Here is a 23,088-nt window from a genome sequence, read left to right on the forward strand (position 1 = left end):
CCGTTCTGTTTGTATAAATAACAGAGTGATCATAACGGTTTTTACGTCCTAACAATCCTGCTGTTGACTAATGCAAAAGCCTCCGCATAGTTGCATGCGAAGGCTTTCAGGCGAAGCTTATTTTTTGTTTTTAGCCAAGATTGCATTTGCGTCCTTACGGAATTTCGCAGCGCCTTCTTGAATCGTTATTTTTTTGTACATAATTTGTTCAGCCGTATCTTTAAGTAGTTTCTCTACTTCAACTGAGCCAATTGGGTTTGGCGGATCCATTGGGGAAGCGTTTTTCTCTGCCCAAGCTACGTACTCAAATACTTTCTTTTGTTCAGGCGTCAACAGCGGCATCAAAGCTTCTTTCACTTTGGAGGAAACAGGTACACCACGCTCACCCATGATGATTTTGTTCGCATCGATATCATTGATCAAGAAGTCAACGAATTTAGCTGCTTCTTCTTTGTTTTTGGAGCTTTTAGCAACAGACCAGAACATACTTGGTTTCAAGAATAATGCTTTGTTTTGACTCCAACTTGGCGTTTTCATGACATCCAGCGTTCTTTTCGCTGCTGTATTGAAACCAATGAACTGATTGGACCAACCGAATGTGGCTACCGCATTACCTAGAACCATTTCGTCGTCTTCAGCCGTTCCTTTTTTCTGTGCCAGCTTATCTAGCGGCAGTAAATAACCGGAATCGTACCATTTTTTGTACATCGTGTAGTAGTCAACAAACGCTTTATCATCCGAATAACCTAGGCTAGCGCCATCTGCCGCGTATAGCTTTTGACCCACACTTCTCAGAAAGAACGAGAAGTACACATCATGACGAAGATCACCAGCAAGCAGCTTGCCTTTAGCTTTCAGCGTCGCACCGACTGCATCCAAGTCAGCGAATGTCCAATCATCCTTAAGCGTGATGCCATTATCTTTCAGCATTTGCGTATCCACAGTAGCGCCTAAGGCATTAGAGCCAGCGTTTAACGCAACCAGTTTACCATCAACTTTACCACCGGAAAGATTGTTTTCAGCAATATCTTTCACGTTCAGCACGCCGCTTGTTGTATATGGTGTCAAATCTTCCAATTGACCTCTGCCGCCATATTGTGTCAGGTAGGAAATGTCCATTTGAAATACGTCTGGTAATCCATTCGCCGCAGCTTGTGGTGCAAGCTTCTTCCAGTAATCGTCAAATGCTGCATATTCAGATTCGATTTTCACATTCGGATGTTTCTTTTGATACAATTCAATCACTTTCAACGTATAGTCATGACGTGCTTGTCCACCCCACCAAGCAACGCGCAAAGTAACTGGATCTGTTTTGGTACTTGTCGTTGGAGCTGAACTTGCTGCTGGGCTAGTGCCTGTGCTTGGTGTGCTTGTTGAGCCGCTAGAACCGCTTGTACCGCAACCAGCAAGTAGTAATGCAGCAGAGATAACCGTAAACATGACTTTTTTCATCTGTAATTTCCTCCCCAAAGTTGTAATCGTTTTCTATCTACTCGTATTATGCCGTTGGAAGGAGCAAACGTTAATCCAAAATACAGACCTATTTGTTTAAAATGCAGAGGTGTCTGTCGATTTCATGTATTCCGATGGGGTGGATCCTCGATATTTTTTGAACACTTGACTAAAATATTGTGGATTGTCTCCGAAGCCAAGTCGCTCAGCGAGCTCAAATATTTTAACATCGGCATCCTCAGCGATCATCTCGGTGGCCCGATTAATTCTAGTTTTCATGACATAATTTGAAAATTTCTCACCTGTTTCCTTCTTGAATAGCTTCCCCAAGTAGTCTGCGTTCATATATAGCATTTCATGTGCGACCCAATTCAAGCTAAGTTCCGAGTTCCCTAGCTGCGTATTGATAACATCCATTACTTTTTGAACAATCGCACTATGTTTCACTTTATTCATTCCATAGAATCGTTCCGTCATCGTTATAACAACATTTTCCATAAACGTTTGAATCATTTGCAGCGTGTTCATTTCTACGATCAAGGGAATTTGTGTGAAATAGTGATTCATTTCTTCCGGTGCGCATTGACGAACTAAGGAAACAAATTGCTGAATGACATATGATTTCGTTGCATCAATATCAAGCTGAGCTTCTTTCAATCCCCCGATAAAAGCATGCAGAGCAGCCTCCGCTTCCTCACGGTGTCCGGATTTCACTGACATGTTTAGACGTTCCTCGTCCCAACCCAGCTCTTTCGGCGAAGCCTCCTGCGAGACCTCTGTATCTTTGCGGGTAATGAGACTGCCCTCCCCCAAATAAAAGCGATAATTTAGCAGATTTAGGCATTGTCTATACAGAGTTCTAGCTTGCGTAATGTGGCTTGGTTCACTAAGCGCGATCGTGGCATCCATTTTATAATAACTCTGAAAAGTGTCTCGAATATGGTAAATTCGCTCATGGAGCTGTTCGATTTGATCTGATTCTTCCAGTAATATTAAGACATGATTCCCAATAGTCGTACTGAGGAGCGGACTAACTAGGATTTCCTGTGCAATATTCTTAATAGCAAACAAATGCTCAAACTCAAAGCCTTCTTCCAACTGAAATAAGAGAAGTCGAATTTGATAATCAAAGTCAAGCTTAAATAAACTTCGGAAATAGTCCCAATCCACTTTACCATACGTCTTATTTGTGACAAACTCCTTGAGGAATTGTTCTTTCACATGTGGCATCACTTTCTCAAGCTCATTTTTCATGTTCCGAACGAATGACTCCTTGCTTGTCTCCTGTTCAAGTTCAGCAACGATTTCTTTGAGCGCTTCCCCGATCTTTCCTTCGTTCGTTGGCTTGAGTAAATAATGCTTCACACCATACTGCATCGCTCTGCTCGCATAATCAAATTCACCAAAGCCCGAAAGCAGCACGAAACGAATATGCGGATACGCCTCATGCACACGCGCCACAAGCTCAAGTCCATCCATCCCTGGCATTCGAATATCACTAATGATAATATCAGGCGCCTGCCGCTGTATAATTTCAAAGGCTTCAACACCATTACGCGCAGTCCCCATAAGCTCCGTTTGTAAGGAAGACCACTCCACCATACGTGAGATGCCATCCAGAATAATTCGCTCATCATCAACCAACAATACTTTAAACATACCCTATTCCTCCTGTCCTTTAGGTAAACTTAGAATGATGGAAGCCCCTTGCTCGGCAGACTCATCTACACGAATACCATATGCTTCACCAAAAGCAAGCTTAATGCGATCATCAATATTTAAGAGTCCGATACCTTTCCCCTTCGTCGTTACTTCACCACTACGCAGCCTTTCAATCATGCCCTTCGGGAAACCTGGACCCGTATCATCAACAGCTAGGAAGATTCCCTCCTCGTTACTCCAGCCGCGGATCGAAATTTCACAAGGCTCGATGATTGACTCAAGCGCATAATGAATAGCATTCTCCATCAATGGCTGGAGGGTCAGCTTGGGAATAGCGCGGCTCATTAATTCTTCAGGCACATCTAACTTAAACACCAATCTCTCTTCGAAGCGAATTTTCTGAATCGTCACATAGCTGCGAACGATATCAATTTCCTCTCCAAGTGTAATTATCGGTTCCTTTAAATCAACAGAGTGACGAAGCAAATACGCCAGCGCTTCCACCATCTCGGAAATTTTGTCTTGGCGATTCACTTTGGCCATCCAATTAATCGACTCCAACGTATTGTACAGAAAATGAGGGTTAATTTGCGACTGTAATGCCTTAAATTCTGTTTCTTTAATGAGTAGTCGATTCGCATAATTCTCCTGAATCAACGTATTGATGCGTTCGATCATGAATCGGAAGCTCCGCTGCAAGAGACCTATTTCATCCATAGCCACCTGTCCGCCTGACGGAAACAAATTAGCCTCTTCGAAATTCCCTTTCTCCGCCAACTTCATCCGTACCATGAGTTCGTCGATGGGCCTTGTTAAACTGTACGAGAAACGTATGCCTAACAATATCACGACGATGAAAATAGCAATAAACACGAAAACAACCATTTCCTTAATGAAGATGATGCGATCAAAAATTTGATTAAATGGCGTTACATTTAAGTACGTCCAACCCGTATTCAGGGACTGGATCTGGGCAATGAAATATTCTTCCCCATTCATATTCTGGATTTCGTAGCCTTTACTACCGGCATTCACAGGTTTCATTATTCGATCCAAATCGAAGGAAGGTTCACTTGGAAAGATCACATGCTCATCGGAAACAATCATAACATCACCTTCTTCAGGTGCGATATCGCGGACAAGCTTCTCAATATTGATTCGAATGACAAGCGTCCCCAGATAGTCCAAATCAAAGTTCGTTTTGTGAAAGGAGCGAATTTCCCGCGTTGCAATCAACGCAGAATCCTTGCTGTCCGGGTATATCCAACGATTTTCTCCATTGCCTTGCGCAGCCACATCCAAGATTTGTCTTTTCCGTTCAGCGTCCATCCTTAGAATGTTGCCGCCTTCATGCTCATTACCTTTGGCATCCATAATTTGAATGGAAAATAAATAGGGTTCCTCTCCTGAATAACTGATCAGTCGATCTACTAAGTATTGACTAACGATGAGTCGGTCATAATCGGAGGGATTTTTTTTCAGTGAAGTCAACCAATCTTGAACTTGCTCCTCAGCCAAAATCCGGTAAGAGAGCTGTTGCAAACGCTTAAGCTCTGTTTCGATCGCGGTAGACGATAAATTAAGTACGCGTGAAGATTTATCATAAATTTGCCCGTCGTAGATCGAAAATACATATTGCTGGATCAAAATTGTAAATGCTAAAGAAACCGCGATAATCATCGTTATCAAAATCGACAACTTATTTTTGATCTTCATATGTCGATACATATCAAGGACTGAACGTAATCCCATAGTTGGCCGACTCCCTATTTTGTTTTGTTAGCACATAAGAAAGTATACGTTTAAGGCTTCCGAAAACAGCTTTCTTATTGGTGATAAAACCTACCTCTTGACGCGGTCACTCATCTGTGAATGGCCTCGATTGGGGTTTTCTCATCGATTATGGCATTCAGAAGGACAATGGTCAACGTCAACCGTCAAAAATGAAATAGACCGCTCTTCTTGGATACCAAGAAAACACGGTCTTGTTTTTATTTTATTCTATGCCTAGAACAATGCAATCTCCTTACTAGCTTTCCTTACGGACGTATTCACAATGATAATAATAATGAAATTCAATACAGACTGGTATACGCCAACGGCTGCTGACATCCCAAATTCCTGCATATCAAGGAGGGCACGGAATGCGTAAGTATCAATGATCGAGATTTCATCGTCATTCTTTCAGCGTAGGGTACGACATCACTGACACCTGCAGCTATCGCGAGGCTTCCCTCCACACTTGAAATACTGCCTTTAAATGAATCAATCGCTATAACGATCTTTCTCTCCGTCTCTCTTATGACTTCCAAACCAATTTCTCCAAATAGCTTTCCAGGAATTCACTCGCTCTTCACTGGCAACTTGCTCCTCATCTTCTTGCCAATACAAGAACTGACAAATGAAATCTGAATCCATATCGCCATGGCCTCCTATTAGGGAGAAAGCTGTTCTAAACTCTTCCCCTTGGTTTCGATACCGAATAAACCGAAAATGATTGCCCCCATGAACGACACAATCCCAAAGCCAAGGAATACGTAACTGATTGATGATTCAGCAAGGTTGTAACCGACAAAGGTCGGCGCAATAATAGAGGATAGTCGTAACCAGGAACTAGCAAGATTTGTATATGCCTTGAAATAATTCCTTTATGCTTATTGTTTTTTCTTCCAATTGATGAACATCCTCAATCGTTCTGGCATCGTCCTTGAGAAAATAATCCATCCACTGTTTGCCATAACGAACATGATTTGACTCGTCATAAGCTTACCGTCTAAATAGCTCGACTGATTTGCTAATGTCTATCCCCTTTTGACCACGACGATCTACATAAGCCTGTAAGTTTTCATTCATACGTACACTCTCCTTTTCGACCTCAAATAATGATAGCGATTACATTTCACGGTTCACGCTGATTCATCTGTCGAAATACAGTTGGAGACATCTGAGCCAATTGTTTAAAACTTCTATAAAAAGTCGGTAATGATTCGTAGCCTACCTCAAAGCATAATGAAACGATGTTCATATCCGTCTCCGCGAGTAGCTTCTTAGCCAAGCTATGCCTGATCTCGTTTAAATATTGAATAGGTGTCTGCTTATACCGTTCTTTGAATATCGTATTTGAGTAGCGTGCGCTGACTCCAAACTTTTGTGCCAACTGCTCTGCAGTCAGCGACTCGTAATAGTGCTTTTCTATATAATTGCGAATTTTCTCTGCTCGAAGACTATTCGCATCTTGCATACAGTCTGACTGTTGTACTCTGCACAATCCCAATAGGATTTCGCTCAGGTGCGTTCGCATGGCCCAGTCATGAAACATCCCCTGCTGCCTCTCCTCAAATAAAAGCTTCCTCAGAAGCAATTTCATTTCATTCGCTTGGAGATGAGGCAGTTTACAACAAAACGAACCTGTAAAACCAATATCCTCCTTGTTTAACGGTGTGAACATTCCCTCCAACATTCCTTCATCAAATGACAAAACCAGTAAGGTCATACGTGTAGTGGAGGAAACAGCGTGCTTCGAATAAGGAAATATGACCATCGTCGAATGTTCCGATATATGGTGCGTTTCCCCTTCCAGCAGAATACTGCCTTCCCCATCAATGACGTACAATAACTGATAGTGATGATGAAAATGAACGCGGATATTATAGCCCTCCGTATGCTTACTTTCGTACAAGTGGATACCGTTCACGGCCGCAGCACCTCCATAATCTCATACAGCGAAACAGGACGAGGAGCGATTCGCTCGCTCTTCATCCTTATTATAACGAACACCTCCTATTTATACATGCTCTAAATATCGGTTTTTCATCAGTTCCAGTACCTCGTCCCCTGAACGGTCCCATATCGCTTGATTAAAGATTTCAACTTCAATTGGCCCTGCATATCCTGCTGCTTCTACCGCTTCCCTTATTCTGCGCAGCTCGATGACCCCATCTCCCATCATTCCGCGTCCTAGCAACAAATCTGGTGTGGGGACAATCCAATCTGACACATGAAAACCTAGGATTCGTCCACTTGCCCTTTCCACTTGGGGATACAGATCTGGGTCCCACCAAACGTGGAAAACATCAACTACAACCCCGACTTGTGTGGGAAGGAATTTCTCTGCAAGGGAATTCGCTTGTGCTAATGTCACAACGACCGATCGCTCAGCCGCATACATCGGATGAAGAGGTTCGATTCCTAGTTTAACCCCATGTGATTGTGCAAACGGAACGAGTTGCTCTAGTCCTTCAGCAACCCATTGTCTCGCACTGTCAAGGTCCCGATCCTGCGCTGGTCCACATACGAGTACCAACACATCTGTACCTAACTCGGCGGCTTCTTCCACTGCACGGCGGTTATCGTCAAGCTTAACCTTGCGTTCGGCAGCAGTTGCTGCGGGAAACATACCGCCACGGCATAGACTCGATACTTGTAAACCGGTGTCGCGTATGATGCGTTTACTTTCTGCTAGACCCATCTCTGCAACCTTATGGCGCCAAGGAGCAATCCAAGGAATCCCCGCTCTTGCGCTACCTTCCACAGCTTCTTTCAAACTCCAATTGGACGTAGTGATTTGATTTAAACTGAGTCGTTCCCAATTGCTAAGTAGCTGCATTCACTTCATCCTCCTTGAATTCCTGATAATGCCATAACCAGCTTCATTCGCTGAGTGGCCAAGTCGGGGTCGACCAACAAACCTGCCTGGTCGGCTAGTGTAAATAATTTCGAGAGATGAACGATTGAGCGAGCCCCTTCTGCTCCCCCGATCATTCTGAAATGGGACTGATGCCCATTCAAATACGCCATGAAAACAATGCCTGTCTTATAAGTATAAGTTGGCTTCTGAAAGATGTGGCGTGATAAGGGTACCGTCTTGGCCAGAACGTCGTTATATTTCGCGATATCCCCTTCATCGAGTGCATGCATGGCTGAAGCGGCAGCTGGAGCAATCGCATCAAAGATACCAAGCAAGGCATGGCTAAAGCCTTGCTCGTCCCCTTGGATAAGCGAGGGATAGTTAAAATCGTCCCCCGTGTACATCTTGACGCCAGAGGGAAGACGACGACGCATCGTGATTTCTTGATCCGCATCCAGCAGGGAAATCTTGATACCATCCACCTTCTCAGCGTTAGCATGAATGACACGGAGGCAAACCTCCATGGCCTCATCCACGTTCGCATGCCCCCAATAGCCCTTGAGCGCGGGATCAAACATATCCCCGAGCCAATGCAAGATAACTGGCCTCGACACTTGGCGCAAAATATGGCCATATACGCGCTCATAGTCTTCGGGACTTTTCGCACAACTCGCAAGCGCTCGGCTTGCCATCAGAATAATGGAGCCGCCATGCCCTTCCACAAATTCACATTGTTCTTCGTATGCGGCAATAATGTCCTCAACCGTTACGCTAGCACCTAGAAGCAAATGATCCGTGCCTACCCCACTTGCGACCCGGCCACCAACCGCTTTCGCCTCGGTTATGGAACGGCTTATGAGCTCTTTGGACCGATCCCAGCTCAAGCCCATCCCTCGTTGTGCGGTATCCATCGCTTCTGCTACGGATAATCCCAACGACCATAAGTATCGGCGGTAAGCTAAAGTTGCCTCCCAATCAATTTGAGCGTTGGCGAGAGGATCCGCATCCGCATAGGGATCACAGACGACGTGAACCGCTGAGTAAGCGATACGGCTTTGGAACGATTTCCCGCTCGGCAGTTCAAATGCACCTGCATGACCTGCTTTATATTCATAGACTGATCTGTCTTCTCCTATCAATTTCAAGCTAGACATAGATTCATCCCTCCTACACGTTCAAATCGGGCACATCAACCCAGCGGCGTTCGCTCCATGAGAGCAGTCCCAAATCGGATAATTGCGTCCCTTTCGCCCCCTCCAGCAAATCCCAAGGAAACGGTGTGTCCAGCACAATATGCTTAAGGAATAACTCCCACTGTACTTTAAAACCGTTGTCGAACAATTGATTATCCGGCACTTCCATCCACTGTTCCCGGAAATTGAACGGATTCGGGATATCTGGATTCCAAACGGGTTTGCACGTGTTCACACGATGCTGCGTCTTACAGTCACGTAAACCAGCAACAGCACTTCCCTCTGTCCCATCAACCTGAACCGTTAGCAAATCCTCGCGATTGACACGCACTGCCCAGGAAGAATTGGCTTGTACGATGATACCACCTTCCACCTCAAAGGTCGCATAAGCTGCATCATCAGCTGTACAAGTATACTTGTTACCGTTCTCATCGACGCGATGTGGAATATGCGTGTAGCCTAAACACGATACTGAGCGCACTTTGCCGAACAGATTATCGATAACATAACGCCAATGGGCAAACATGTCGACAATAATTCCGCCACCGTCCTCCTTGCGATAATTCCAAGACGGACGTTGTCCTGGTTGCCAATCCCCTTCAAATACCCAATAGCCAAACTCAATCCGAACCGTCAATATGTCTCCGAAAAATCCGGAATCAACCAGTCGCTTGAGCTTCATCAGGCCTGGGAGAAACAGCTTGTCTTGCACCACGCCGTTCTTCACACCGGCCTCTTTCGCAAGTCGTGCTAGGTCTAGTGACTCCGCAAGACTCGTACCCGTCGGCTTCTCACAGTAGATATGCTTTCCTGCTAGGATAGCCTTACGAATACTTTCAGCGCGGAAACTCGTCATCTGCGAATCAAAATATATGCTATCATGCGGATCTGCAAGACATGCATCTAAATCCGTAGAGAATCGAGTAATTCCATAAGCTTCTGCTAGCGCTTTCAATTTACTCTCTTGGCGGCCTACCAGAATCGGATCTGGCATAATGACATCGCCATTCGGTAATTTTACACCGCCTTGATTTCGTATTGCCACGATTGAACGGATGAGATGTTGGTTCGTTCCCATTCGTCCTGTAACCCCATTCATGATAATACCTAATTGATGAATTGCCATAATTCATTCTCCCCTTTCATCTTCCCGTTTGCCAGTCGTTCCTTCCTACTGCTCATGTTATACCTTCATCATAAGTGCGCTCCCATTTATTGTCATATGACTTTGAGATGTGAATTCTCAATTTCGGAACTATTATTTACTCGAGCTTTCACGCTAATCTGGTTTTACTGTTACTACATGTACACTACCGGCAGGCTTAGCGGGTTGGGGGCTTGGACATGCAGGGTTGGGTTGGGTTTCCAGTCCTCTCCGCTCCGCTCCTTTCCTTTCCTTTCCTTTCCTTTCCTTTCCTTTCCAACTCTCGGTCAGATAGTTTAATGGAAAAAGTACAGTTAATTTCGCGATATTCCCCCTCTAAAATGGAATAACTGGAAAATATGAAGCTAATTTCACATATTCTCTGCGTAACTAGCGAATACTCGAAATATAACTACACTTTTTCCATCTAATCGCAATTTTCACCTGTAAAGCGCGATAATAGCTGTATATTTTCCAGTTAGATGAGGCTTCCGGACTTTTCACTAGGTCCAAAAAAAGACCTGCGCCCAATATCACGCAAATCCATGGTGGTATCAATTACTGTAAATAATCTACAACAAATGTTATTTCAATAATGCCGATTGTACCGTCATTATTGATATCCATTCGTTTAACTTCGTTCCAGTCAGATAGCCCCGCATGTTTACCAAACTCTGGAGCAACCATGCCTAAATCGCCAAGATCATACCCAGGTTTGGTATTAAAATCACCAGTATGACTTGTAATCACCAAGCTCTGGAATATAATAAGTGCACTGTTCAAACTCGTAATAGCAGTTGCAACCTGATCTGCATCGGAAATCTCATCCCGTACAACAATTGATACGGTAATTGCATTCAACAATTGTGCTTTGGTCCCAGCTGGAAGAGATCCAATTACTGAAGCTGTCCGTCCCACCAACCAAAGTATGTAAAATGACGGGATTTGAGGACTACTCTAACTTTTATAAAGCATTCAAAAGGATTACGGGTGTATCACCTGCGGGATATTCGTAGCCTTGTGGACATCATCCCCGATAACTGCGTGGTGAAACCCCCATATAAGTCGTAAATGCCCGTGTGAAGGCATACAACTCGGAATAACCCAACGAATAGGCGATTTCTGTGACCGATAACGACGTAGTTTTGAGTAGTTCGGCCCCTTTTTCCAAACGCTTCTGGGCTAAGTAACGCTGCGGTGAAATGCCATACTTCTTCAGAAAAGCAGCATACACATGAGACCGATGGTAGCCAAAATGGTTGGCAGCATCCTCGACGCGGATATGCTCCGTATAATGCAAATCAAAGAAATCCTTCACCTGTGCGAGCCAGTTTGCTTTCTCTTTGGAGGCAGATCGGTTGGCTTGCAGGTTCATTTTATAAAAAAGGTCACTGAGTGTCCGTTGCTCAAGAAACATATTTTTCTTCGTTCCCGAAATGGCACCTAATACGCTTCGCAGCGCTTCTCCAACTTCATTATTCACCATGCCATGTAACCAATACTTATGTGGTGTTAAACCGAACTCTGCTGTTATTAGCGGCAGTTGATTGCCTTCCATAGCTAACCAGATCATTTTCAACGGCAACCTACTGTCTTCCGTTTGCATCGTTTCGTACACATAAGGACGCCCCGGAAATAAGCAAAATAAATCCCCCTCGCTCAATTCCACAGTATGTTCAAGTGAAGTCACCCTAACCTTGCCTTGTACAATCCAATGAAAGCTAGTCTGCTCAATCACTTTGGGTCCTATATGATACGTGGACTTGGCGATATTCTGCCCTGCGCGTACAATCCAACAGCCGCTTGCTGTTTGGAAGGGGTGGGGAATAGCGAACCAAACATCGGCAAATTCCATCTCATACTCTTGCATCTTAGACTTCCTACCCCCTCATACTCATTATCTAATTTTACGAAAAAGTAGACATAATGACAACTTTCTAACATTCTATCATGGTGTATTTTCCATCGTATTTCTATACTACTTGTAAATAGGAAAATAGAAAGGCGGACTATCCTCTTGAAGAAACCAAATATTCTACTTATCACAAGTGATCAGCAGCATTGGAACACGATTGGCGCTTTCAATCCAGAGCTATCTACGCCTAATTTGGATCGACTCGTGCAAGAAGGAACCACATTTACACGGGCTTACTGCCCCAATCCGACTTGTACGCCGACCAGATCTTCAATAATAACCGGCCAATATCCTAGCCAACATGGTGCATGGACACTCGGCACGAAGCTTTTGGAAGATCGACACACCGTGGGGGAAGATTTCAAAAAAGCAGATTATCGCACAGCGCTGATCGGTAAAGCCCACTTCCAGCCGCTCAAGGGGACAGAGGAGTATCCCTCACTAGAAGCTTATCCCCTTCTGCAGGATTTGGATTACTGGAAAGCGTTCGATCAACCCTTCTATGGCTTTGACCATGTTGAATTAGCGCGGAATCACACGAATGAGGCTCATGTTGGACAACATTATGCGCTATGGATGGAGGAGAAAGGGCTCACGAACTGGCGGGATTATTTCTTAGCTCCGACGGGGACAATGGACCCTAATCAGCTACATCACTGGGCAATTCCGGAAGAGTTTCACTATAATACATGGATTGCCGAAAGAACGAATGCGTTGCTAGAACAGTATAAGGAATCAGATGAAGGATTCTTTCTATGGTCGAGCTTCTTCGATCCGCATCCCGATTATTTAGTCCCATCGCCATGGGACACGATGTATGATCCAGAGAAGTTGACCATCCCAACCGTCACGCCTGGCGAGCACGAGAAGAATCCACCACACTTTCAGCTAGCACAAGAAGCGAATCCAGACTTCTCATATCTGCAAGAAAGCGGCTATGGCATCCATGGATATCATTCCCATTCCCACCTGCCAGAAAGTGAGCGCAAGCAGCTCGTAGCCACCTATTACGGCATGATCAGCTGTATGGATGCGCACATTGGCCGAATCTTGGATCGACTAGACGCACTAGGGCTTGCCGAGAATACGATTGTCGTATTTACTACGGATCATGGTCATTTTTTCGGGCAGCATGGCCTTCAATATAAAGGCGGCTTCCACTATGAAGATTTGATTAAACTCCCCTTCATTGTCCGTTATCCGGGTCAAGTTCCGGCGGGCAGAACGTCGAATGCGATCCAATCTCTCGTCGATCTTGCGCCTACTTTCCTCTCCATGGCTGGCCTTCCGATACCTTGTTTCATGACGGGTGTCGACCAAAGCAGCGTGTGGACAGGTCAGGCAGAACGCGCGCGCGACCATGCGATTTGTGAATTCCGACATGAGAAAACCACTGTTCATCAGAAAACCTATGTGGATGAACGATATAAGCTAACCGTCTACTATAATCACACGTATGGCGAACTCTTTGACCTTCAAGAGGATCCTGGTGAAATTCGTAATTTGTGGGATGACCCCGATTATAAAGATTTGAAAGCTCGCCTGCTGCTCTCCTATATTTGGGCGGAGCTGGGGAAAGAGCCAATAGCCATGCCACGGATTTGGCATGCTTAAGGAGCGTGATTCCCAAGGTCGCTGAGGTCACAAGCGATTCCATATATGGGTCTGCCATACGTTATTTGCTCCACATACATGTTCCATGGAAAAATAGCGTTACGAAATAGCCCTATTCATATGTTTGTTCGGGCATCAGAGTTAATCGACAGTCTCCTTTTCGACGTCTCAGCAAGCGACGCCCCCGCCTGAGATAAGTAACAGAAAAAGCTCCCGCGAATGAATCGCTGGGAGCTTCTATGTATTACAAAACCGTTTGAAATCCTGTCTTATCGGCATGTTTATATTTAATACCTGAATCACGCGTCGATATGACCATCATATCACGCCAAATCAGTAGATCCGTCACCTCGGCTTGCGCATCTAAGGCGTGCAGTATGATGTTGCCTCTGATCTCGCCAAGCTTATACAGCCCCGTATTGGCACACACATAGACTTCACCGCGATGAGTGACTAAACGATTCAAGAACATTCCCTCGAACCGATGCTGATTGAATCCGCCTTTCTTATTACCCACGACGATGCCTCCACGCTCCGTCGTCCCAACCAGCATTGTGTTGAACACAGCTAAACTAGTTACCGCTTGATAAAGCGGCATACTGCACCAATTTCCTGTAAATAAATCATAGAAAGCAACGCCATCCTCATAGCCCAAGAATATAAAATGAGGTGTCACTAGCAAATCATAGGTTTTCTTCCCCCTATAGGCTAGCGGCAGCCATTCATCTTCATTTCCACACAGCAAGCCGTTCTCCGTGAGAACAAATCGATCACCCCAGCTAATCGCAGCATAACAGGGATCGGTGACGCTCGTTTGCTGCCATATCTCATCCTCTAATTGATACAAGCCGTGGCTCGTAGAAGCGAATAATTGCGACTCCACCCAATCTAACCGGTACACATGAACCTGAGCTGGCAAGCCTTCTGACGCGCTTTCCCAGGAACGTAAAGGCGAGAACTAGACTACGCCATGCCCTTCCGTACCCGCATACAACACCCCTTCTCGAGATGCTGTCAACGTAGTAAATTTCAAGGACAGCAAGTCATTGGTGGATTGCCAAGTCGAATTTATTTCCATGAAGTCCATCCTCTCTGCAGCATTTACATCTGTGACTTTCCAAGTACACATCTTTCACAAGTCTGAGATAATCCAACGATTGTTCCAGTGTGAAATGGCTCGTCTCCATCCGATGCTGCTTGCCACTCATCAGATTGACGACTTTCAGCTGTGCACGTTTCTCTCCAAAAGCCTTGTTACAAAAAACAACCGACATATGTGTAAACAGGGCAAGCGTCGCTGCGCTGTCTTCCATGACAAATTTATGAATAACCACGGATTGCTGAGTAGACTCCATCACTTGCACGATCATGGATAATCCAAGATCTAGCTCGTCAATCCATACATCCATGCTTTCAAATAAAAGGAGTGGCCACTCGATCCGACTTTTATTCGTCAGAATATGAAACAACTGATGAATGACACGATGTTTAACCCCGCTATAAAAGCTATCGGTCCCGAATTTTTGTACTTTATTCGTCCACTTTTTCTCAAATTCATTCGTTAACACATGTTGTGTCCGAGCAGCTGGTGGTAAGGAATACCATGTGTTGATCGCGTGATAAGCTGCGAATTGAGTAAGCTGCTGCCAATTCACATCCTGCGTATCTGTCCCACGATCTTCATGAGTAAGGGTATGTAGCCAGCGCTCTAGTTGAAAATCAGCAATAACCTGCAAGGTCCCGACGCCAATACCATTCACGCTATGTTCCATATCGACTAGCCCCCTCATGATGCCGTTCACTCTCGTCACCTATTGATAATCATTTTCATTTAGTCCCTATAACGAATGATAATGGTTCTCACTGGTAATGTCAAGATAAGGGCATACATTTAGGAAGCATTTGTCAATATGTCAGAAAACGACACCGATTTTCGAGCGACATCGCGTCCGAAATACGTTAATCTATGAAAAATGATTCATAGGAGGCGTACTAGGATGCAAAACTTACAAATCTGCGGATTGGGTTTTATCGTGCTATGTATTATGTACTATCTCGTCATTGATGTTTTCGAGAAGAGTAAGCGCCTCAGACAGACGGCATCCAGTTTGCAAGAGCCACTGACGGCAGCGCTGTCTCCTGTTATTATCAAAGCGGTTCCTCCTAGTCAGGAAGCTGTATATCCGATGTATATCGACTGTAGTCGCAGCGAACCATTTATCCCGCAACACTCGAATAACGCCTTAACCCCTGTGACCATATAAAGTAAGCCCCCATGACAACCGTCAACGTTACGGCTGGAACGCCCCAAACGGCCCAGCCGTATTGTTCTGGCCGCAATAGATAAGCCGCTGGATAGAAGCTAGCTAATGAATACGGGATAATGTAAGTTAACAAGCCACGTAGTATTGGATGAAAGATTTGCATAGGATACCTGGTGAAATCATATAGCCAAGTTACTGGATAAATCAGTGATCGTACTTCCTGAAACCAGAACGTTAATACACTGATCGTTAGTAGAATCGAGAATTGAATGAGAGCACTGCATAACAAAGCGATAATGACATACAGCACACTCAAGAACGTCCAACTCATTTCCAAATGGGATGCTGCATAGCCCATAATTGCAAAGCCAGTAATCAACTGGCCGACACCATTCAATTCTTGCGAGTAGCCTATGGCTTGAAAAAGCACACCTACAGGCCGCACCATCATCATATCCATCCGTCCGTTCCGAATATAGCCTGTTAACATGAAAGGCGCGTTGAAGAAAGTTTGATTCAGCGCTCGACCCGTGGCGGCAAGTCCGAACATAAAGACTAACTCGTTGTAGTCCCAGCCTGCCAATATCGGAATTCGTTTGAAAATAACGGTCAAAAAAATCAGCGTACTTCCCTGCGCAATGATCCCCGCAATGACAGCAATAATCGTATCCGCACGATATTCAACCAATGTTTTGACATACACTTTTAGAAAGTGACCATACATCCCAATCAGATAAACAACCTGCCCCATGAAGCTTCTCTTTGGCGCCAACATTCTCTCACCCCCCGTTAATCGCTAGACGTTTCGCCGCTTTCATCCACAACAATCGACTAATAACTATCATAACTAGCGCCCACGCAAGCTGCTCCAATAGGGCATAACCCATATGGATGCCAGTTAGCTTTCCTGTATAAATTGATAAGGGAATATAGGCCATAGCTTGAAAAGGTAAATAGGTTAGAACCGTTTGTAAGCTGCTAGGAAAGAAATCGAATGGGATCAACGTGCCTGCGAAAATATCCATCATCGCTCGCTTCGCCAACTGTACCCCAAACGTATTCGTGGTCATGAACGAAATCATCATAATAATCGAGTTAATGCTGAACGCTACAAAGAAACCGATGATAAGACTTAACACAAAGGCAGCTCCAGCCGCCAAGCTCGGTGGTGATTGAATGCCAAGCCCGAAGATCAGCAGCAGAAGCGCTGGAATATTCACCCACAACATTTCCACGGCAAAAAAGCCTGCGGCTTCTACAAATCGTTGTACTTGGAAGTCCACCGGTCGAATCAGATCGAGTGCAATGTCGCCGGATCGGACACGTAACGCCATGGCATAGGTAGGCGCACGCTCCGCAGGTGACCAGCGAGCAAAGTTAATCGTTTGGCCTACCATGACATAGGTAATTAATTGCTCCCAAGGCAACACCTGTCCACTGCCATACATATAAATGGCTTTCCACAACATGTAATAAAGCACACAGAACATGAGCGTTGACACGAGTGTCATCATAAAATCAAATCGAAACTGCATGCGCTGGCGAACCGCAATTCGGGACATTCCGCCTAGTCGTCGAAGAGTATTCATGTGCTGACAACCACACCTTCCAACTCGCGTTGTGGCGCCTCTGGCGAGCTTGAAAGACCTTCCCGATAAATCCGGGAAATTAAAGCGTCGATGTTCTCGTCTTGCATAGTCAGATCACGCGGCTTTGTTTTCTCTAACAGATACTTAAGTAATATGGACGTGTCGATATGATGCTGGTCATAGGAAATCTTGAGCATCCGCTCTTCAACCCATGTAACCACATCAAAGCCAATGAACAGCGATGCAGCCTCCTCGGCAAGTCTTGTATCCTCGAAGGTAGCTTTGATTTGGCGCTCTGTCGCATAATGATCGCGAATATGCTGCAAGCTGCCATCATAAATGAGGCGCCCTTTATCAATAATCATCGTCCGGTGACATAAACGTTCGATATCATGCATGTCATGTGTTGTTAGCAGCAATGTGACGCCTTTTTCCCGATTGATCTTCTCGATAAAAGCACGAATTCGCTCCTTCGCTACCACATCAAGCCCAATTGTTGGCTCATCCAGAAAGAGAATATCGGGCTCGTGCAGTAAAGAAGCAAGAATTTCACAACGCATCCGCTGACCTAGTGAAAGCGTTCTTACAGGACGATTCAGAAGATGTTCAACTTCCAGAACCTCGGAAAATTCACGTAAATTTCTGTGATATTGCTCCCAAGAAATGCTGTACATGTACCGTAATAAATCATAGGAATCCTTCACAGGTAAATCAAACAGCAGCTGACTCCGTTGTCCGAATACGACACCAATTTGATAGGAGCTCATCTTCCTGCTCTTATGCGGAATCAAGCCCGCCACCTCGATACTTCCGCTACTTGGTTCCAAGATGCCGGTCAGCATTTTGATCGTTGTAGATTTGCCCGCACCGTTCGGTCCTAGGTAGGCAACACTCTCCCCTTTTTCAATAGAAAAAGAAATATCCTCCACTGCGACCATCTCTCGCTTCTCAGGCTTAATCAAGCTCCGAATTGTGGCAAATCGCCCCGTTCGTCTCACATCGGTTTCAAATGTTTTCCGTAAATGCTTAACCTCAATTAACGACAACGCCCTCACCCCTTTGGTTGCATTATACCAAGGATTTCCAAAGGGATGCTATTACTTTTTCGCAGCAAGTTAATATAAAGCAGCCCCTCATCCGAAGATGAAAGGCTACATAGACTGGCTTAGTATAGTGGATATTTGACCCGCAGTTCTTCCAAGAACAAGTTAGTGTGGATATATCTATTAAAGGCATCAACTAGATCTTCACTGCACCTTTTTTCAACAAATAATACCCATTTCCACTTTCAAAATATATGCTCGAGCTATATACTTAACATACAGATGAACGCTCATAGCGAACATGGCAGTATTTGACGACAATATATCTGTAGTTAATATTCAATATATTAGGAAAACTCGAGTTCTGTATTCATTATCCTAAGGAGTCTGATCCTATTGCTAACTCCCGTAATTCCATTACCTAAAGTTCAAAGGGCGATTGGCGGAACTGTTGTGTACCCACCTGGCAGCCGCTTTGGCCCCCGCATTCAAGATGATCTTCAGCTTGTTTTATTGCATAAGGGCTCAATGACTGTGCATATTGATGAGGCTCCACATACGATTCAACCTGGGCAGGTGATACTCCTTAAACCAGGTCACCAAGAACATTTCCTGTTTGCTAAGGAGCAAGAAACCTGGCATCGTTGGATAGCTGTTCATGTTGGAGAGCTATCGGAGCATCAACGCAACCAACTGGAGCAACTGCCACATACACAATCCATAAGTGAAGAGATGAATCGTATAACGGACATTCTGATTTCCTTGAGATTACGCTATGATGCGGCCTCGGAGACCCTTTGCAGCTTGGGACTAGCGGCTATTCAATTATTTGTTGCGGAATCGACTAGCAATCATATGCAGCTTTCGCACCCTTCGATTCTACATGCGAAAAAATATATCGAGCATCATTTCCATGATCATCTCTCGCTGGAAGGCATTGCCGACGAAGTCGGATTGTCCCCCGAGCATCTGGTTCGCTTGTTCCGCAAACACGAGGGAATCACTCCGATCAAATTCGTGTGGAACTACCGCATTCTGCGCGCCAACGAATTACTTATACAAACAGGCTTAGCCATTGGCGAAATCGCCATGCGCTGCGGCTTCAAGAACTCGTTTCATTTTGCTCGTGTGTTCAAAAGCACGACAGGCACCACGCCATCTGACTACCGACACGGGAACTGGCGGGGAAAATGATAGGGTCTGGCCGGGCTGGGACGAGCGGGCAGAGCGAGTTGACCGGTGCAAGAGCGCTCAGGCCGCGCAAGAAAGGGCAGACCGTGCAAGAGCGAGCAAGGCCGTACAGGAGCCGCCCAGGAGTGCGCAGAACGCGCAAGAGCGGTTCGAAACCAATCGGTCCGTCCCCCCCAGTATGTTTAACTGTAAAAACTCCAGTTAATTCTCCCCGTTTTATCGAATCTGATCAACTAGATGGATTTTATACAGTTAATTTGGCCTGATTAAGCTGAAACAGCCGAGTAAAGGGGAATTTAACTGCAGATTTTCCATCTAATCAGCAAATTCAAGCTTTTTGGACGAAAATAAATGGAGGTTTTCCAGTTAAACTTGAGCAGAGCGTCCATCATCGTCGAACTTAGACGAGTGTTGAGCTAAAGAGTAACTAGTGGTGGCGACTGTGTGTTATTGAGCAGCTAGGGTTGGTGAGATTGGTGGGGTTATTGAGTTGCCAGGGTTACTGGAATTGGTGGGTTATTTAGGAGCTAGGGTTGCCGAAATTTTGATGGATGTATTGAGTAACTTTGATAGACAGAATTGGTGGGGTTATTTAGTAGCTAGGATTGACGGAATTGCCCTCCTTCATCTTCTTTGCCCCCGCAAACACCTCATCAAACCGTCATGCGGTGTTGATTTGTCATTCCTAGGTTCCGATCAAAGAAAGAGCCCCGCTTCAGTAGCGAGGCTCTACCACGATCATTCCCACAATTGCAGTGCTGCGCCAATCATACCGCTCCAATTCCCTCGATAAGCTGGCTCAATTCGAACACCTTCCAGCATCGAAGGCATCGTTCTTCGTGCTACTTCTTTCCGAAGCTCCGTAAATAAACGATCACCCGCTTCGGCTACCCCACCGCCAATTACAATTAACGAGGGATTAAACATATGGATGAAAGAGGCTATGGCCGATCCTAGAGCTGACAAGGTTTCCTGCATAAGCTCGTTCGCTACCAGATCTCCCGCGTGCCACCGCTCAAACACTTCACGTGAATTCACCACTTCATCGCCATCTCCCAGCCGCGCAAGCTTCTCGCGCATCCGTCTAGCAATCGAAGTCCCTGACGCATATTGCTCCAAACAGCCAATCCCACCGCAAACGCAAGGGGTACCACCGAAATCAACCGAAATGTGGCCAAGCTCACCGCCACCGCCCCATGCGCCGTGGGCCAGACGGCCATCCACAACGAGCGCTCCGCCAACACCAGTCCCTAACGCAAGGCATAGAAAGTGTTCCACCCCCTGCCCAGCTCCCAAGTGTTTCTCCGTCAGAGCCAGCACATTCACATCATTATCGACGATGACGGGAAGCTGGAAGCGTTCTAGCAAAATATCTTTAAGCCGTGTTCCCGCATATCCGGGAATCAGTTCCGACGCCGAGCGAACCGAGCCGCTCGCCCAATCGATTTGCCCTGCACTGCCGACACCAATGCCCCTAACTTGAAGGCTTGGCTGCATATCCCGGCCTTCCGCGCGCACCTCGCGAATTGCTTGCTCAATGCGATCCACTGTCCTCGCTTCGCCCGCCTTAGTCGCCAAACTGACCATACACAAGACTTCACCTTGTCGATTTATGAGGCCAGCATTGATCTTGGTACCGCCAACATCAACGCCGATCACATATTCAGCTAGGGGGTTATACCTAATCACTTCCATTAGAATCCCCCTATCCGCGTTGATTTAACGCCTTTATATAACGCTCCGTAATAAGCTGCGGCCGTGTTATCGCACTACCAACCACTACATAGGCCGCTCCGAAAGCTATCGCTTTCACTGCCTCCTCCGGCGTCCAGATCCGACCTTCTGCAACAACTGGCACGCTAACTTTAGAACATAACTGTTCTAGCAATTCGAAATCTGGCCCTTCTTGCTGCGTACTGTACGGTGTGTAACCAGCAAGCGTCGTCCCGATGAAATCCACCCCAAGTGCTTCCGCTGCAACGCCTTCTTCCAAGGTTGAAATATCCGCCATTACGGCAGCTCCCATTTCGTGAGCCCATGCGATGAGCGGCTTCACCGCCTCCAATCGTCCTTCACGATCCGTGACATCCAGCGCCACGATATCAGCGCCAGCCATCACGATGGCTTTGACTTCGTCCAAAGTTGGTGTAATAAACACACTGGAGCCTGGAATCTCTCTTTTAATAAGCCCAATGACTGGTACATCTACTTCTTTTTTTATCATCAAAATATCATGAACGCCGTTCGTTCGAATGCCAATGGCACCCGACTGGACAGCTGCTCTCGCCATTTTCGCCATCGCATCCCCGCCATGAAGAGGTTCATGCACTAATGCCTGACAAGAAACGATCAAGCCGCTCACAGGGAATATCGCGCTACCTTCCATCTGAATCGCCCCTCTCTTAGACTTTTGCCAGCTCTACCAACTTCATAATCCGCTTATTCAACTGTTCAATTCTTCCTTGATCCCCGGCCGTACAAGGCAATAATGGCATCCTCGGTGCTCCAATATCGTAACCACGCAGCTTTAGAATCGCTTTGCAAGCCCCATATAAAGAAGGGAATGACAGTAATTGGGCAATGAGCTCATTTACCTTGAACTGCCAGTCCTGTGCTTCTAGCATCTCGCCTGCCACATAGCATTGTTCAATTTTGAGGAATAGCTCCGGCATCACCCCATAAGTCCCTCCAATTCCTCCGTCTGCGCCAATACTGCGTCCAGCTAAATACTGCTCATCAGGTCCGTTAAATACGAGGAAATCGCTGCCTCCTGCCGCTTTGAATTGCTGCAGCTCAAAGGTGCTTTCAGACGAGATTTTCACTCCGATAACCTTGTCCTGTGCAGCCATTTTCATTAACAGACTCTTCGATAAATGAAAGCCCGTCGTTTGCGGGATATGATAAATGATGAATGGCAGCGAAGTACTGTCAATGATCGCCTGCCAGTGCCCCTCCACACTATCAGCTGACAAACGATAATAAATCGCAGGAACCGCTGATACCGCATGCGCCCCAACTTCCGCTGCATGCTTGGCAAGCTCGACACTATCTCGCGTCGCAGCTGCTCCTACATGGGCAATGATCGTCAACTCATTTCCCACTTCTTCCATCACTGCCGCAAGGATCTCTTTGCGTTCTTCAACCGTCTGCAGCATCCCTTCACCCGAACTGCCTCCAACATAAAGACCTTTCACGCCAGTCGAGGCATAATACCTAGCCAATCGACGCACAGCGTCCGTATTCATCTCTCCCTGCTCATCGTAGCTCGCATATAAAGCGATAATAATACCGCGAAATGATTCTAAATCATAGGGTTTCATCAATGTTTTCCTCCGATTGTTAGACTAATTAAAATGAGTTCTTGGTTATTAGCTGTCATGTTCCATCCGATTAC

Annotated in this window: 22 protein-coding genes; 4 read left to right on the top strand and 18 right to left on the bottom strand. The window is 45.7% G+C overall.

Features of this window, described 5'->3' with window-relative positions:
* Nucleotides 1-117: 117 nt before the first annotated feature.
* From ASG89_RS05815 to ASG89_RS05850, 9 genes are all read right to left on the bottom strand, one after another.
* Complete coding sequence (locus tag ASG89_RS05815; protein WP_057309588.1) at nucleotides 118-1,452, bottom strand: ABC transporter substrate-binding protein; 1,335 nt, start codon at nucleotides 1,450-1,452, stop codon at nucleotides 118-120.
* 96 nt (nucleotides 1,453-1,548) lie between these two features.
* Nucleotides 1,549-3,111, bottom strand: a complete 1,563-nt coding sequence (locus ASG89_RS05820; RefSeq protein ID WP_057309590.1) for a response regulator transcription factor — start codon at nucleotides 3,109-3,111, stop codon at nucleotides 1,549-1,551.
* Nucleotides 3,112-3,114: 3 nt separating this feature from the next.
* Nucleotides 3,115-4,866 (bottom strand): sensor histidine kinase, encoded by a 1,752-nt coding sequence (locus ASG89_RS05825; RefSeq protein ID WP_063867717.1) that lies wholly within the window; start codon nucleotides 4,864-4,866, stop codon nucleotides 3,115-3,117.
* Nucleotides 4,867-5,379: 513 nt separating this feature from the next.
* Entirely contained in the window at nucleotides 5,380-5,532 is a 153-nt protein-coding gene (locus tag ASG89_RS36165) for a hypothetical protein (protein ID WP_157276537.1), read from the bottom strand.
* A gap of 481 nt (nucleotides 5,533-6,013) precedes the next feature.
* Nucleotides 6,014-6,808 (bottom strand): helix-turn-helix transcriptional regulator, encoded by a 795-nt coding sequence (locus ASG89_RS05830; RefSeq protein WP_057309592.1) that lies wholly within the window; start codon nucleotides 6,806-6,808, stop codon nucleotides 6,014-6,016.
* 90 nt (nucleotides 6,809-6,898) lie between these two features.
* Nucleotides 6,899-7,720, bottom strand: a complete 822-nt coding sequence (locus ASG89_RS05835) for a sugar phosphate isomerase/epimerase family protein (protein ID WP_057309594.1) — start codon at nucleotides 7,718-7,720, stop codon at nucleotides 6,899-6,901.
* Between the two features lie 5 nt (nucleotides 7,721-7,725).
* Nucleotides 7,726-8,895, bottom strand: a complete 1,170-nt coding sequence (locus ASG89_RS05840; protein ID WP_057309595.1) for a dihydrodipicolinate synthase family protein — start codon at nucleotides 8,893-8,895, stop codon at nucleotides 7,726-7,728.
* Between the two features lie 13 nt (nucleotides 8,896-8,908).
* Nucleotides 8,909-10,060: a Gfo/Idh/MocA family protein gene (locus ASG89_RS05845; RefSeq protein ID WP_057309597.1), complete on the bottom strand. Its 1,152-nt coding sequence runs from the start codon at nucleotides 10,058-10,060 to the stop codon at nucleotides 8,909-8,911.
* A gap of 576 nt (nucleotides 10,061-10,636) precedes the next feature.
* On the bottom strand, nucleotides 10,637-10,999 hold the full coding sequence (locus tag ASG89_RS05850; RefSeq protein WP_057309599.1) for a hypothetical protein: 363 nt from the start codon (nucleotides 10,997-10,999) through the stop codon (nucleotides 10,637-10,639).
* Nucleotides 11,000-11,013: 14 nt separating this feature from the next.
* Between ASG89_RS05850 and ASG89_RS38570 the strand changes: the two genes are divergently transcribed.
* The gene (locus ASG89_RS38570) at nucleotides 11,014-11,094 is read left to right on the top strand and encodes an AraC family transcriptional regulator (protein WP_414813246.1); all 81 of its coding nucleotides are present in this window, start codon (nucleotides 11,014-11,016) and stop codon (nucleotides 11,092-11,094) included.
* 11 nt (nucleotides 11,095-11,105) lie between these two features.
* On the opposite strand, the gene ASG89_RS05855 is transcribed toward ASG89_RS38570, so the two are convergent.
* Nucleotides 11,106-11,948 carry an AraC family transcriptional regulator gene (locus ASG89_RS05855; protein ID WP_057309600.1) on the bottom strand — a complete coding sequence of 281 codons (843 nt, stop codon included), beginning with the start codon at nucleotides 11,946-11,948 and terminating at the stop codon, nucleotides 11,106-11,108.
* Nucleotides 11,949-12,095: 147 nt separating this feature from the next.
* Here ASG89_RS05855 and ASG89_RS05860 point away from each other — a divergent pair, with 147 nt between their 5' ends.
* Nucleotides 12,096-13,607 (top strand): sulfatase, encoded by a 1,512-nt coding sequence (locus ASG89_RS05860; protein ID WP_082592768.1) that lies wholly within the window; start codon nucleotides 12,096-12,098, stop codon nucleotides 13,605-13,607.
* Between the two features lie 244 nt (nucleotides 13,608-13,851).
* Here ASG89_RS05860 and ASG89_RS05865 read toward each other — a convergent pair whose 3' ends face one another.
* On the bottom strand, nucleotides 13,852-14,526 hold the full coding sequence (locus tag ASG89_RS05865) for a hypothetical protein (RefSeq protein WP_057309604.1): 675 nt from the start codon (nucleotides 14,524-14,526) through the stop codon (nucleotides 13,852-13,854).
* Nucleotides 14,527-14,650: 124 nt separating this feature from the next.
* Nucleotides 14,651-15,379, bottom strand: coding sequence for a hypothetical protein (locus ASG89_RS05870; protein WP_057309605.1), 729 nt, complete (start codon nucleotides 15,377-15,379; stop codon nucleotides 14,651-14,653).
* Nucleotides 15,380-15,604: 225 nt separating this feature from the next.
* Here ASG89_RS05870 and ASG89_RS35430 point away from each other — a divergent pair, with 225 nt between their 5' ends.
* Nucleotides 15,605-15,871, top strand: a complete 267-nt coding sequence (locus ASG89_RS35430; protein ID WP_082592769.1) for a hypothetical protein — start codon at nucleotides 15,605-15,607, stop codon at nucleotides 15,869-15,871.
* Here the strand turns inward: ASG89_RS35430 and ASG89_RS05875 are convergent.
* The 3 genes from ASG89_RS05875 to ASG89_RS05885 are packed head-to-tail and all read right to left on the bottom strand — an operon-like array spanning nucleotide 15,825 to nucleotide 18,506.
* Entirely contained in the window at nucleotides 15,825-16,646 is an 822-nt protein-coding gene (locus tag ASG89_RS05875; protein ID WP_057309606.1) for an ABC transporter permease, read from the bottom strand. The genes ASG89_RS35430 and ASG89_RS05875 overlap by 47 nt on opposite strands.
* A gap of 4 nt (nucleotides 16,647-16,650) precedes the next feature.
* Nucleotides 16,651-17,460 (bottom strand): ABC transporter permease, encoded by an 810-nt coding sequence (locus ASG89_RS05880; RefSeq protein ID WP_057309607.1) that lies wholly within the window; start codon nucleotides 17,458-17,460, stop codon nucleotides 16,651-16,653.
* Complete coding sequence (locus tag ASG89_RS05885) at nucleotides 17,457-18,506, bottom strand: ATP-binding cassette domain-containing protein (RefSeq protein WP_057309609.1); 1,050 nt, start codon at nucleotides 18,504-18,506, stop codon at nucleotides 17,457-17,459. Before ASG89_RS05885 ends, ASG89_RS05880 begins: the two co-directional genes overlap by 4 nt.
* Before the next feature lie 393 nt (nucleotides 18,507-18,899).
* Between ASG89_RS05885 and ASG89_RS05890 the strand changes: the two genes are divergently transcribed.
* Nucleotides 18,900-19,697 carry a helix-turn-helix transcriptional regulator gene (locus ASG89_RS05890; protein WP_235549634.1) on the top strand — a complete coding sequence of 266 codons (798 nt, stop codon included), beginning with the start codon at nucleotides 18,900-18,902 and terminating at the stop codon, nucleotides 19,695-19,697.
* 735 nt (nucleotides 19,698-20,432) lie between these two features.
* On the opposite strand, the gene ASG89_RS05895 is transcribed toward ASG89_RS05890, so the two are convergent.
* The 3 genes from ASG89_RS05895 to ASG89_RS05905 are packed head-to-tail and all read right to left on the bottom strand — an operon-like array spanning nucleotide 20,433 to nucleotide 23,014.
* Nucleotides 20,433-21,389 carry an ROK family protein gene (locus ASG89_RS05895; RefSeq protein ID WP_057309612.1) on the bottom strand — a complete coding sequence of 319 codons (957 nt, stop codon included), beginning with the start codon at nucleotides 21,387-21,389 and terminating at the stop codon, nucleotides 20,433-20,435.
* A gap of 10 nt (nucleotides 21,390-21,399) precedes the next feature.
* On the bottom strand, nucleotides 21,400-22,080 hold the full coding sequence (locus tag ASG89_RS05900) for an N-acetylmannosamine-6-phosphate 2-epimerase (protein ID WP_057309613.1): 681 nt from the start codon (nucleotides 22,078-22,080) through the stop codon (nucleotides 21,400-21,402).
* Between the two features lie 16 nt (nucleotides 22,081-22,096).
* On the bottom strand, nucleotides 22,097-23,014 hold the full coding sequence (locus ASG89_RS05905) for a dihydrodipicolinate synthase family protein (RefSeq protein ID WP_057309614.1): 918 nt from the start codon (nucleotides 23,012-23,014) through the stop codon (nucleotides 22,097-22,099).
* Between the last annotated feature and the right edge of the window lie 74 nt (nucleotides 23,015-23,088).

The sequence above is a fragment of the Paenibacillus sp. Soil766 genome (assembly GCF_001428105.1).
Taxonomy (GTDB): Bacteria; Bacillota; Bacilli; order Paenibacillales; family NBRC-103111; genus Paenibacillus_E.

Excerpts from the sequence above, each read along its gene's own strand:
- ASG89_RS05845 (WP_057309597.1), bottom strand. The coding sequence starts at position 10,060 with ATGGCAATTCATCAATTAGGTATTATCATGAATGGGGTTACAGGACGA.
- ASG89_RS05905 (WP_057309614.1), bottom strand. The coding sequence starts at position 23,014 with ATGAAACCCTATGATTTAGAATCATTTCGCGGTATTATTATCGCTTTA.
- ASG89_RS05835 (WP_057309594.1), bottom strand. The coding sequence starts at position 7,720 with ATGCAGCTACTTAGCAATTGGGAACGACTCAGTTTAAATCAAATCACT.
- ASG89_RS35430 (WP_082592769.1), top strand. The coding sequence starts at position 15,605 with ATGCAAAACTTACAAATCTGCGGATTGGGTTTTATCGTGCTATGTATT.
- ASG89_RS05870 (WP_057309605.1), bottom strand. The coding sequence starts at position 15,379 with ATGGAACATAGCGTGAATGGTATTGGCGTCGGGACCTTGCAGGTTATT.
- ASG89_RS05880 (WP_057309607.1), bottom strand. The coding sequence starts at position 17,460 with ATGAATACTCTTCGACGACTAGGCGGAATGTCCCGAATTGCGGTTCGC.
- ASG89_RS05820 (WP_057309590.1), bottom strand. The coding sequence starts at position 3,111 with ATGTTTAAAGTATTGTTGGTTGATGATGAGCGAATTATTCTGGATGGC.
- ASG89_RS05840 (WP_057309595.1), bottom strand. The coding sequence starts at position 8,895 with ATGTCTAGCTTGAAATTGATAGGAGAAGACAGATCAGTCTATGAATAT.
- ASG89_RS05875 (WP_057309606.1), bottom strand. The coding sequence starts at position 16,646 with ATGTTGGCGCCAAAGAGAAGCTTCATGGGGCAGGTTGTTTATCTGATT.
- ASG89_RS05825 (WP_063867717.1), bottom strand. The coding sequence starts at position 4,866 with ATGGGATTACGTTCAGTCCTTGATATGTATCGACATATGAAGATCAAA.
- ASG89_RS05815 (WP_057309588.1), bottom strand. The coding sequence starts at position 1,452 with ATGAAAAAAGTCATGTTTACGGTTATCTCTGCTGCATTACTACTTGCT.
- ASG89_RS36165 (WP_157276537.1), bottom strand. The coding sequence starts at position 5,532 with ATGGATTCAGATTTCATTTGTCAGTTCTTGTATTGGCAAGAAGATGAG.
- ASG89_RS05900 (WP_057309613.1), bottom strand. The coding sequence starts at position 22,080 with ATGGAAGGTAGCGCGATATTCCCTGTGAGCGGCTTGATCGTTTCTTGT.
- ASG89_RS05895 (WP_057309612.1), bottom strand. The coding sequence starts at position 21,389 with ATGGAAGTGATTAGGTATAACCCCCTAGCTGAATATGTGATCGGCGTT.
- ASG89_RS38570 (WP_414813246.1), top strand. The coding sequence starts at position 11,014 with ATGACGGGATTTGAGGACTACTCTAACTTTTATAAAGCATTCAAAAGG.
- ASG89_RS05855 (WP_057309600.1), bottom strand. The coding sequence starts at position 11,948 with ATGCAAGAGTATGAGATGGAATTTGCCGATGTTTGGTTCGCTATTCCC.